Origin of the sequence: Flavobacterium suaedae, assembly GCF_014642915.1 — a bacterium.
Classification (GTDB): Bacteria; Bacteroidota; Bacteroidia; order Flavobacteriales; family Flavobacteriaceae; genus Flavobacterium; species Flavobacterium suaedae.
Genome location: NZ_BMJE01000003.1, coordinates 110,351 through 123,264, shown reverse-complemented (window position 1 = coordinate 123,264; position 12,914 = coordinate 110,351). Strand labels below are relative to the sequence as shown.

Annotated in this window: 6 protein-coding genes; all 6 read right to left on the bottom strand. The window is 36.7% G+C overall.

Translation table 11 applies throughout. From position 1 onward, the window contains the following. Positions 1-25: 25 nt before the first annotated feature. Complete coding sequence (locus tag IEW45_RS06325; RefSeq protein ID WP_188620393.1) at positions 26-3,388, bottom strand: FIDD domain-containing protein; 3,363 nt, start codon at positions 3,386-3,388, stop codon at positions 26-28. A 115-nt stretch (positions 3,389-3,503) separates the two neighbouring features. Continuing rightward, on the bottom strand, positions 3,504-6,833 hold the full coding sequence (locus tag IEW45_RS06320; protein ID WP_188620392.1) for a T9SS type B sorting domain-containing protein: 3,330 nt from the start codon (positions 6,831-6,833) through the stop codon (positions 3,504-3,506). Positions 6,834-6,862: 29 nt separating this feature from the next. Then, positions 6,863-9,133 carry a T9SS type B sorting domain-containing protein gene (locus IEW45_RS06315; protein WP_188620391.1) on the bottom strand — a complete coding sequence of 757 codons (2,271 nt, stop codon included), beginning with the start codon at positions 9,131-9,133 and terminating at the stop codon, positions 6,863-6,865. A 61-nt stretch (positions 9,134-9,194) separates the two neighbouring features. Further along, a complete protein-coding gene (locus IEW45_RS06310; protein ID WP_188620390.1) occupies positions 9,195-10,037 on the bottom strand; it encodes an ABC transporter permease in 843 nt (280 codons plus the stop codon). Between the two features lie 2 nt (positions 10,038-10,039). Further along, the gene (locus IEW45_RS06305) at positions 10,040-10,945 is read right to left on the bottom strand and encodes an ABC transporter ATP-binding protein (RefSeq protein ID WP_188620389.1); all 906 of its coding nucleotides are present in this window, start codon (positions 10,943-10,945) and stop codon (positions 10,040-10,042) included. Between the two features lie 95 nt (positions 10,946-11,040). Further along, entirely contained in the window at positions 11,041-12,900 is a 1,860-nt protein-coding gene (locus IEW45_RS06300; RefSeq protein ID WP_188620388.1) for a BamA/TamA family outer membrane protein, read from the bottom strand. Between the last annotated feature and the right edge of the window lie 14 nt (positions 12,901-12,914).

Below are 12,914 nucleotides of genomic sequence, written 5' to 3'. Positions count from 1 at the left end.
TTTCTTATAATAGTAGTAGTGCTTATTACCTAATCATACTAAAATGCCCTTTTACTATTCTTCCGTCTTGTAGTTCTACTACATACCAGTAGTCAGTAGCGGGAAGCCTTCTACCGTTAAGTGTACCATCCCAGCCGATGCTGTTAGGTTTTACTCCCGAAATAAATTTACCGTAACGGTCAAAAATATAAATATTACTTTTTTCGTATAAAGATGATTTTATACCAATAACATTCCAGGTTTCATTCACACCATCTCCATTAGGAGTAAAAAACTTAGGTATAGCTAATACTGAAATTTCTTTACTTACAATACCACAACCTTTTTCATCAACTACATATACTGTATGTATACCCGGTTTTACATCTTCAAAAAAGTTTGATGTTTGGAAAGGACCGTTTGGCATATCTATACTGTACTGATATGTGGTATTAACCTCGGTGGCTGGTGTTGCTATTATGGTTACAGTATTATTATCTGTAAGGTCGGTAACTATAACATCCTCTATTACTGCTTCATCGGAAGCTGTAACGGTTATTGTTCTTACTTTTTCACAACCATTGCCGTTAGTTACGGTTACACTATAAGTACCTGCTTCATTCACCATTATAGTTCGGCTTGTAGCCCCGGTAGACCACAGGTAAGTATATAAATTAGGATTATCGCTTAAACCATTGGTTAGTGTAATGTATTCCTGTGTGTTATTACATACTATGGCTTCGGCTTCTGTTTCAATATCAGGTAACTCATGTACTATTAGTTTTATTTCCTGTAGTAAAGTACATTCATTGTTACTTTCTATACGGGCATATACACTATGTTCATAAGGATCAGTATTAGTGTAATCAGTACTTATTGCATTTTGCTCCAGTAACGCATCAGTTGCGTTAGCATAATATACAATAACATCGGTTCCGTTTTCAATACCTGCATCTTCTAAATTAAAGCTATGTAAACCATCCTCTGTGCCATCATCATCGCAGTTATCTAATATAATAGCAGGTGCGGTATTAACACTTACTTGTAGGGTAAGCGGTAAAACTCTGTAACAGCCTGTTGCGGTATTAGTTACCCGTACTGCTACAGTTTGTGGGTTTTCTGTGTTGGTGTAAGCACCTGTTATAGCATCGGTATCGCTTATAGCATTATTTTCCGTTGCATAATAGGTTGTAACTAAATCAGGGTTACCATTAATGAATTGTTCGTTCGCTTCTTCTAAATTAAACTGTGTAATACCATCAGGGTTTATGCCTAAATCACACTGAATTAGCGCAGCATTAGTAACTACATCAGGTAGCGGAATTACCGTTAATGTTACAGGCTCTATTATAAAACAGTTAGTATTACTATCGTTTACTACGCGTATATATATAATTTGCTCATTAGCAGTAGTATTATAAAACTCTGTGTCCAGGGGAGCACTTTCATTTTCTGCATTAATTTCAGTGGCATAATACGTTGCACTGTAATTATCAGTATCCTGTACTAATGCTTCTGTAATCTCTGCTAAATTAAAAGTAGCCTTGCCATTAGTATCATCTCCATCCTCGGCATCATCACAAATACTAAAACTATTACCATTCAGTTCAGGTGTGTTAGATATATCTATATTAAAAGATGTTATGGCATAGCAAGCAGTATTAGCTCTGTTTTGTATTCTGGCATATAGTGTTTGAGGGCTTTCAGTATTGGTGAAATTTGTAGCATTTAAAGCGTTATTGTTCCCCTCAGCATCTTCTTCAGAGGCGTAATATTTCACGTTGAATGATGTGCTGCTTTGTGTACCTAAAATATTCGCATCATTATCCGTAAGATTAAATGTAGTAAAACCGTCATTATCATCATCACACTCTATAAGAGTGATGCCATCATTAGCTGTAGGGACAACATGTATTCTTACAGTGTTTATAACTGTAAACACCTCTTCATCTTTTGTTATTACCGCTGTTACCTCATAATCTCCCGCAGTATCATACTGGTGTTCAGGAGCATTTTCGGTAGAGGTTGTACCATCTCCTAAGTCCCATTCTACTGAATCAAACTCACCTAAAGCATCAAGGCTAAACTCAGTAATATCTCCAAAACAGGTATTGGAAAATTCTATTTCAGCAGAAAATATAGAGGTAATGAAAGGCGGTAAACCAAACGTGGCAAGCATGCCGGGCGATAATGTAACTCCATTTACTTGATAATCACAAGCTAAACCATCTTCTTCAGGGTTATTTATAACACCCAATGAACTTTGCCCAATGTTAGAGCGATATATTTTTCCGTTAGGACCAAGTTGCAGGGCTGTGCCGCCACTACTTAATGAGCTTATAAAAACTTCAGATGCGGGTATGTTATTTTCTTCAAGGTTATATTGAAAGAGCTCTCCTATTCCTGAGCTACCATAAGCAGCATACAGTTTTTTAGTTTCTGCCGAAAACTCAATACTATATGGGTTAACATTATCCTTTATAAGTATAGCATTAGAAACTGTTCCTGTTGCATTATCAAAATCATATAAGTATACAGAACCATTATTACTTGCTCCACCTTCTACTGTGCCGTTTTGATTATGTGCAATAGCGAGCTTTTCTCCGTTAGGAGATGCTTTAAGATAACCTATTGCATTTCTTCTGTATCCTAAAGTATTTATAAGGGGTGTTATAGTTGTTTCTACAGGGGTTTCATTAACACCATCAGCAGTTACTTCAAAAGCATAAAATTTGTCTAAAAAATGGGTTATAACCCAAAATCCTGTATTAGAAGCATTTTTAACCGCTGTTATCTTTTCTGAACATTTATATTTAGCTTCATCAATATTTGTAGGATCGTAGGTAAATAATTGTACGTTTCGTGTCGTAATATCACCAATACTACCATTAGTTCCGGTTAAAGATAAATCTACTACGGAATAATTAAACCCGTTATTAAACCCATCATCATCGGTAGGTACTGTTCCTGTTACTCCTCCTGTTTCTATATAAGTACCTGTAAATTGGTCCGGGTATGCGCCTGCATTTTGATGGTGAGGTTCATCAACTGTAAAAATGTAATAAATGTTAGGGTCACCCTTTTTTGGTACTATAATACCCGATTGTGTACTGGAAGGGTCGCCATTTAAGCCTGTACCCATACTGTAGTTACCGTTAGGCATTATTATATGGTTTTTATCCCAAACATTTCGCCCGTCAGTATAAAAAAGCAGGTTGCCATCAGGGTCTGATATAGTACTACAACCTTCATTGGTAGTCATTTGACCGCCGTTTAAAGGTAGTACGGAGCCGTCTTCAAGAAATTGTATTCCGGCATTATTACCAAAATACCAGTTGTTAGCTTCTCCCTGGGAAAAAGCAGTAGTAATACAAAACAGAAATAATAAGGAGGTGGTATATAGTTTCATTTTTATTTATTGGACAGACAAAGGTATATGTTTTTAGGAGTAATATACTGAGTGTTGATAGTTTTGTATGTTATAAATTAGAATTTGCTGCTATTTAATTAGAATTTTAAAAAAATTAACGAATCATTGCAAAATGGCTTTTAATAACTCTTCCGTTACTAAACTCTAATTTAAACCAATAATCAGTAGCAGGAAGGTTTTCTCCGTTGTAAGTACCATCCCAGCCTATTTGCTTGCCTCTGTAGCTTTTAATGAGTTTGCCATATCTGTCGAAAATAGTAATACGTGCATCAGGATAAAAACGGATGTACTCTACATTCCATATTTCATTAGCTCCATCTCCGTTTGGGGTAAAGAATTTAGGGTAATTAAGTATGGGTACTTCAAAACTTATGGTTTTACAGCCATCTAAAGAGCGGATATATATGGTGTATATTCCCGGTATTAAGTTGCTAAAATAGCGGTTGCTGCTATAGTTTATATCATCAAGTGAATATTCGTAGGCGTCGGGATCATCCAGCATATTTATCTGAATAGAATTTTCATTTACAGTAAAATCTACAATGTCTTCGGTATGTTCAAAGCTTAAAGGTGGAATTATATTAATAGTAAAACTGGTTATGCCGTGACCGAAACATCCCTCAATATATTCTATTCTTGCCCATATTGTTTCACCAATATAAGGTTCTTGGTTTTCATAAAAACGATTTAGAGCATTCACTCCGTTTTCAGCATCAGATTGCGAGGTGTAATACGTTACTTCGATATTATCATCATCATTTGAAATGCTATCATTGTTTTGCCATAAATCGAAACTTTGTATTCCGTTATCATCTTCATCACAAAGCTCCATGTTTTCAGCTTCTCCTGTAAGTAATACATCATCTATTGTAATAGTGAATGATGTGTTAGCATAACACTTAGAACGAGTGTCAGTAAGACTTACATATATAGTTTGCGGATTACTGGTGTTTGCAAAACTTTCAGGTGAAGTAATAGGATTGTCACCTGTTTCAGCATCATCTGGGGTTAAGTGATAGCTTACTACAGCGTTAGTCTGTTCACCTATAAAAATACTTTCATATTCTGTAAGGTTAAATGCTGTAGATGAATCATCTATACCATCACTATCGCATAAGGTAAGGCTGAAATCAAGATTATCAGGATTGTTTATTACAGGTTCAGGTACTACCTGAACTGTAAATGATACCACATTATGACAGTTAATATCAGGAATATCTAATCTTACCCATATAGTTACGGGCTCAAAAGGTGTACTGTTGGTGTATGAAGTTCCTATCGCGTTTTCACTGTTTTCAGCGTCTTCTTCGCTTAAGTAGTAGCTAACAGCAGCAGGTGAAATACCATTAATTATGGTCGCTTCATTTTCTGATAAATCAAATGTTGCTATTCCGCTGTCATCACATATATATAAATCCTCGGGTTCTCCTGCGCCTGGAGTTACCTGTATGGTAAATGATTCGGCAGCAGAACACCCTGAATTAACATTAGTCATTACCACATGAATGGTTTGCGGGCTGTCTAGGTTAGTATATGCTTCAGGTGTTGCTATAGGGGAGGTGTCAGGTACACCGCCATTATCTTCAAAATAACTAAAGGTGTAATTTGAAACATCACTAATAAAACTACTTTCGTTTACAGTTAAATCAAACTCAGTAATTAAATCATCTGTTCCGTCGCCATCACAACCTGTAATATCAGGTACAGTTTCAAATTCAGGTGGTAGTACCGGTATAATATTAAAATCAGTATAATTTACACAACCGTTATCAGGATTGTAAAACCTTACCCATATTGTTTCCATAATATAGGGTACTTGATTTTCATACAGTGGTCCTATAGGAGATTCATTATTTTGAGCATCAATTAGTGAGTTATGGTAGCTTATTTCCGCATTCGGAATGTTGTTTTGCAGCAGTTCATCATTAACGCTTAAATCAAAAATTATAAAGCCATCATCACTATCGCACCTTTCTATGTCCTGCGGTAAGCCTACACTTGGTGTAACGTGTAGCATAAATGTACCCATACTGAAACAGCCTGTTTCACTGTTTTCTATTTTTATGTGTATCAGCTGAGGGTTTTCTACGCTTGGGTAGTCTGTTGGGACAGCTATAGGGTTAGGGGCGGGGATGCCTTCCATATCCTCATAATAGCTAAACACAATATCATCCTGATTTCCTTGCAGTAACGATTCGTTTACTGTGAGGTCAAAATCGGTAAAACCATCAGGTACATTATCATCACACAGCGTAATGTCAGGCGGAGCAACATCAAAAGCAGGTATAGGGTATACCGATATTGTAAAGCTAACATAGTCAATACAGCTTAATGTATTGTTTTCCATTCTAGCCCATATTTCCTCCGTTTCGTAAGCTACCTGATTTTGGTAGGAGGTATCTAGAACTCCTGTTTCCAATTCAGCATTTTCTAAACTGTTGTGATAGGTTATAGTAACATCAGTATTGCCATTTGCTATAGGAATATCATTTGTTGAAAAATCAAAAACAGCAAAACCGGTATCGCTACATTCTTCAAGATTATCAGGTTCACCAATGCTTGGCAGTACATTTATTTCATAGGTTTCATTAGAAAAACACCCTGTTACCACATCAGTCATTTTCATGTAGATGGTTTGCGGATTACCAATGTTATTATACGCTTCGGGAGAAGTTATAGGGTTTTCTCCTGTTATCATGTCGTTTTCACTTAGGTGATAGGTAAGTGCTACACCCGTTTGCTCACCAATAAACATTTCGGCATAGGTGGTAAGGTCAAATGTTGCAACACCTTCATCAGTGTTTTCATCAGCACATTCTGTAATGCCAAGCGGTATGTTGTCAGGGTTGTTAAAAACAGGAATATCGTGAAAGGTTGCGGTACCTGTCCATTCTAATGAAAAATTAGAAGAACCGTGCGGTCTGTCAATCACTAAGTAATATATATCGCCATCTTCGGCTTCTATCCATTGTACAAAAGAGTCACCATCAGGACCTGGACCCTCTGAGACTTCCGTTGACTCTTCGTTCATTCCCGTCAGGTTATAATCTAACCCCGCCGCTAATGGGTTTGTGGTAGAACATCGGATAGCAGTTGCTGTAGGTAAATCACTACATTCTATATCAGGACCAAAAAGCCAAAAGTCGAAATCAACTACAAGGTCATCTATTTCTTCGGGAGTAATAACAAAGCCAAGTGTACCGCCATCTTTAATCATTATTTTAAGCCACAGGCTGTTATGCTCCACACTTGCACAAGCGTTAGCACCAAGTTCCTGTACGCCTATACCGGTAGCATCAAGCCCATAATAGTCATGATTACCACAAACAACAATAGCATCAGGACAGTCTGTTTGTGCATAAAGGTTGGTGGATAGCAGGAATAGCAACAATATGTTCCGGAAAGTGTTTTTCACGGATTTCATCTGTTAATTTTTTTATAAAAATATAAAAATTAACGGATTAGCGCAAAGTGTCCTTTAATAGTTTTCCCGTTTTCAAGATTTATTGTAAACCAATAGTCAGTAGCAGGTAAGTTTTTACCCAGTAGTTTTCCGTCCCAGCCGTTGCTTTGACGACCATTAAAACCGGTAACAATTTTTCCGAAACGGTCAAAAATAGTAACTTGAATTGATGGTCTGCTGTTTAAAAACGGTATTCGCCATGTTTCGTTAACACCATCACCATTTGGCGTAAAGAATTTAGGGTAATCCAGTATATACACTTCATCAGTATAGATTGGGTTACACCCGTTTTTATCTCTTATGTAATAAATGTACTCACCTGTTGCTAAACCTGTAAAAGTTGGACTGTCCTGATAAGTAACACCATCAAGAGAGTATTCATAATCACCTTCACCTTCCGGTAGTATACTTATGCTGTTACTGTTTCCCCCTGTAAAATCTTCTATAACTGTAGTAGCATTTGTAGCCCTGCCTGATAATAATACGGTATAGGTGCGTGTACCTATACATCCTAAACTGTTGGTTAAAGTAACAGTATAGGTGCCGGGAGTATTTACTGTTATGGTTTGGGTAGTCTGCGTAGTTTCGGTATCCCATATATAAGATGTAAACTCGCTGCCTGGGTTTAGTGTAACAGTACTTCCGTCACATAAGTATATTTCATCTTCCGCGCCATTGTTGCCGAAGGTGTATATAACAATATCAAGCTCTGCTATACCATAACATTCGCTACCATTAAATATACGAGCATATACGGTTTGTTCTCCCGCAATAGTATTGGTAAAGTTTTCAGGGTCGGCAATAGGGTTAGTCGCTTCCAGTGCATCTTCTACAGAAAGATAATAATGTAATTCTAGGTTAGCAGGAAGCCCTTGCAATATTTCGTCATTTCGCTGGGTAAGGTCTATAGTATAGAAACCGTCTTCAGTATCATCTTCATCACAACTTGTAATTGGGGTAGGGTTGGTTACACCATTAGCAGATGTTGTTAAGGTAATAGTACTTACACTATAGCAACCAAACTCGTTCTGAACTCGTGCATATACCTCTTGGTTAGGGATATTGTTATTATAGGCAGTATAAGATGGAAGCCTGTCTATATCATTTTCCGCATCAGTATAGTTTTCGTAATAGGTAACGCTATAGGTGTCGTCATTATTAGTAACTACAGGATTTGCCAGTTCAAGATTAAAAGTAGTAAGCCCATCGTTATTATCATCACATTGTATAAGGCTTGTAGTTACTACATCAGGATTTGTGGTGTATTCTATAGTAACTTCTCCTTCGGTAGAGCAGCCTGTGGTTAATTCTACAATAACACTGTACACTCCCGGTGTGGTTATAGTATAATTGGTAGTAGTTTCTCCTGCCATTGCATTTCCATCTTTATACCACTGGTAGCTTAAAGCATTATCATACCCTGTATTGAGTTCTAATACTTCGTCTTCACAAAGTGGGTTACCTGTACTTACTAGTCTGTCAGGGCCTAAATCAGTAATAACATCAAAACTGCCGCCACCTAAAAATATGGCAGAGTCATAACGATAATTCCCTTCATCAGCAATTACCAGTTTTATATGGTATTGTACCCCGGGCGTTACGCTTGCTTGTGCCTGCATAACTTTAGTTTGCCCGTTAAAGTTAGTAGGGTGCTCCGAACCGTTGAAAGCATCAAAATATTCTTCGTTTTGTGCAGAACAAGCCCCCGGTATGGTAGGACGAACCGATGTTACTTTTACAGGGATATCTGTATTGGGTACAACGGCTAAGTTTTGGTAAGGGGCATCAGTATTTGCCTCTTTTAAAAGGAAAGCAAAACCATCAGAATAATTGCATGGTGCAGTGTCATGGTATTCTTCTGAGGATAGCATATAATCAAAACTGATTTTATTACCCAACGGAACAAAATCAAATTCAAGTATGGTAGCGTTTATGGAGTTGTTAATGTTTAATGCATCTTCCAAATCATTGTCGCCCGGCCAGTTTATATTACCGCCATCGTCCAGTAAGGAAGTATTAGGTCCTTCGGTTTCTGTGGCTCTACCAGTGCTTAAAACAATACCATTATTAAAGGGAAACGAAGTACCGCTACCTGAAAAATAACCATAGCTTTGTACACCATTACCAAAATTACCGCCTGATACGGTAAAGTTGGAAACCGAAGCACAGGGGCTGTTTACTAAAACATTTTCAACTAATTCCTGTGCTGTGTAACTATCATCTACTTGTATGTATTGTGCTGATGCCTTGTAAGATAGCATCGTGAACAATAAGAACGTAATATAATATGCCGACTTTATTTTCATTGCGGCTGCAAAGATACTACAAATCTCTCTTTTTCAGTATTCTGTATGACATAAAAATAAAGAAAAAAGTCCATGCTAACACTATTATTATCTCATACCAGTGCGTTCCGTAAAACTTTTCTGTCACTACACCATTTGAGTTAATATTTTCCAGTGCACGATATGCCTCAAATCGTGAAAAAGGTTCCTTTACAAGGTTTGCCATAGACATGAAAGGGAAAAATTGTATTACCTTATCTGTTTGCGGACCGTCGTTTATAATAAACCATCTTAATACCCACCATGAAATAAGTTCTATTATTTGCCACAAAATAATAAACCCTACTGCAAATGCAGAGCGCTTAATTAGTATGCCTGCAAATAAGCAAAAAGAGAAAAATGCTACATGTTTAAGAAAATAGTAGGCAATGTATCCCATATCCGAAAACATAATTGATGCTTCGGTATAGGATGAAAAATTATAACCAAGTATTAGTGACAGAAGGAATATGAAAATAGTAGACCCAACTGCAAATAAAATTACTGTAAGTACTTTTGATAGTATAAATTCCTGTTTGTTTAACCCGTCAATAAGGTTTTGTTTTAGTGTGCCATAGGTATATTCATTAGACATCATAGATACTATGACTAAAGCCAAAAATATTTTTAGTATAGAAGCTATATAAGTATTAAAATGCCATATATAAGGGAAGTTAAATATTCCCTGATCTGCAAGGCGGAAATCCAGACCTATAAATTTAAAGTTAACAGAAGCCAGCATTGCTATAAATGAAAGCAATACAAAGTAGGCTATTATTAGTATTTTACTGGATCTGTTTTTCCAAAGTTTCTGGAGTTCTATATTTAAAAGGCGTTTCATTATTAATTAGTTGTTTTAGTTGAAGTTAATTGAATAAACTGTTCTTCCAGACTGTGTTTTTGCAGTACTAAGTGGCTAAGGCAAATACCTTTTTCAAATAAGTAACGATTAAGTTCGCTACCCGCTACAGGCTGGCTTAATACTACTACCAGTTTATCGTCTTTTTCTTCGATATTAGTTACTGCGGGATGGTTTGCTAAAGCCTCTTTCATTTGAGGTAAGTTATCAGCTTTTAATTCAAAAAAGCCTTCATTTGATGTCATACCTGTAACAGTACCTGTATACAACACTTCGCCACGACGTAATACTACTGCGTGGGTACATACTTTTTCAACTTCATCTAAAAGGTGAGATGCCAGTAATATAGTAGTACCTGTTGCTGCAATTTTCCTGATGATATCCCTTATTTGGCGAATACCTTGCGGGTCAAGCCCATTGGTAGGTTCATCCAGTATTAGTATTTCAGGGTCATTAAGCAGGGCAGAGGCTATAGCCAGTCTTTGTTTCATACCCAGTGAATAGGTACGGAACTTGCTGTCTTTTCTTTCAATAAGTTCAACCAGTTGTAACTTTTCGTCTATTTTGCTGTACGGTATTTGCTTTATATCACATACCAGTTTTAAGTTTTGGTATGCCGTCATGTATGGGTAAAAGTTAGGGCGCTCTATAATTGCTCCTACTTTTTTTAAGGCTTGTTGAGTATTACTGGTACCGCCAAACCAACTATAACTACCGGAAGTTTTATTAACTACATCAAGTATAATTCCCAAAGTTGTTGATTTTCCGCTTCCGTTAGGTCCTAAAATTCCGTAAACATTTCCTTTTTTTATTTCAAAGGAAATGCCTTTTAATGCCTGTACTTTTCCGTACCTCTTCTGGAGGTTATCAATAGTTAAAATGGTATCCAAAATATAACTGGTTTTAAGGTCTGTTACTTATTTGGACGATAATGTGCTGATAGTGTTACAGGAAAAGCAATAAAATTTACTTTTCAGGCTATTTCTTATTCATAAGGAACAGTTACAGGTCTGCCAATTTGGAATTCAGGCAATGTTATATCATCATTTTTTAAAGTGTTGGTTTGGAATATATTGTAACCTTGCCCCGGTATGTAGGGATAAAAAGCAATTGATAGCTGAAAGCTGTTAAACACTAAATAGTCATTGTAAATTAGTACACCTACTCCTATTTTGCTATATACTTTACTTTTAGTTAGCCTGTTATGGCTGTCGCCCAGTACCCCCATTGTAAAGTTTGCAAACGGGTTAACCCTAAACCCGGATAAATTCCAAGGGGAGTAGGATTGTGTTTGTATAGTAAGAAGTAATTTTCTGGTTCCTTGTGTTGTTCTGCTGTTAAACCCGGGAATACCGGTACCCCCTTCAAGGTTTAACTGGTCGGTTATTATAGGTGCTCTGTTATCACCATATATTAATGTTGGTTTTATAAAGTGCCTGAAACGCCAGTTCCCCCACTCCCTAACATTGGTAAAGTATAGCATATCCAAACGATAAACGCTTTGCATAGCTTGCTTTTTATAAAAATAAGAACCCACCTCTGCATTTGCACTCAGGTAGCCCCATTTGTAAAGGTTACCAAAGGCGTAACGTGCCCCTAAGTACAATCGGTTTTGGTGATTTTTGTTTTGCACCCCAAAAGTTCCTGAATATACTTTACCAATAGGTATATCCTCTACAATATCATAATTAAAGAGAAATTTATCCTGAACGAATTTTCGGGAAGTAACCCCCACACTGGCCAGATATAGTTTTTCATCTGAATAATAGTTGATAGAGTCAAATTCAATACTGGGAGATTCTTTATATACCTGATTGAAAAACCGTCCTGTGGTAACAAGGTTTGTGGTTCGGTCTTCCTCTGTAAAGCCTTTAAAAATTTTAAATGAATAACCAGCCCAATAATCCTGAGCTTCTGATTTCAGGTTTTGCATTTCCCATACGTTTTGAGCATTGGGTAACGAATCGCGTACTAAACGTTCTTCTACATACACACCACCGGCAACTCTGGTAAAAGCAGAGAAAAATTCACGTTGTACACTAACACTTTTTAAAGAATTTTCATTTTGCCATATTTCATAATTAATTTCAGTGTCTATATAAGTATTTTTAAAGTTATTAATCCTGTATCGGGCAAGGTAAGTTACATCTCCGCCGGATTGATTGGTAACACTGTTTTCAAATTCGTGTCCTAGGCCGAGGAAATTACGTTCTGTAAGTTCAGCAGACTGGCTTGAGCCTGAAATAGAGCCGTTGGGTATTAAACTCCACGAATCCATAACCCTTATATATACATCAACAGAGTCTTTGCTGCTTGTAGGTAATGCTTTTATAGCTACCCTACGGGTATAACGCTGTGTACGAATAAGACGTTCTGATTCTTTAACTAATAAAGAGTCCAGTCGTTCATGTTTCTTGAATAGCAGTAGGTTTCTTATTGTAAATTCTTTAGACTTTAAATGGACATCATTACCAAATTTTTCTAACCAGGTGTCAGGTTTTCTAACGGTATCGGTTATAGAATAACCAAAAGGGTCTAATGTTTCTATTTTTATATTGCGAATAATTTTCCCTTCATACTCTTTATAAGTATTCTGCATTTCGGGAGTACTACGCTTTATTTCTTTTCGGTTATTAGAACCTTCTTTTTTTCTTACAGGTCTGAAGATAAGTTTATGAAGGAATTTGGTGAATTTACTTTTTCGAGAGTATTCCTGTATATCATTATACATTTCCTTATGTTGCTCTTGCTTTTTAATAGAGTCATTTTGCTTTTTATCGTTCTGTGCAGTGGCAGGCACAGCAATAGCCAGCAGTAAAAAAACAATAAACAATTTAAATTTCAAGTACATTTTTTCGA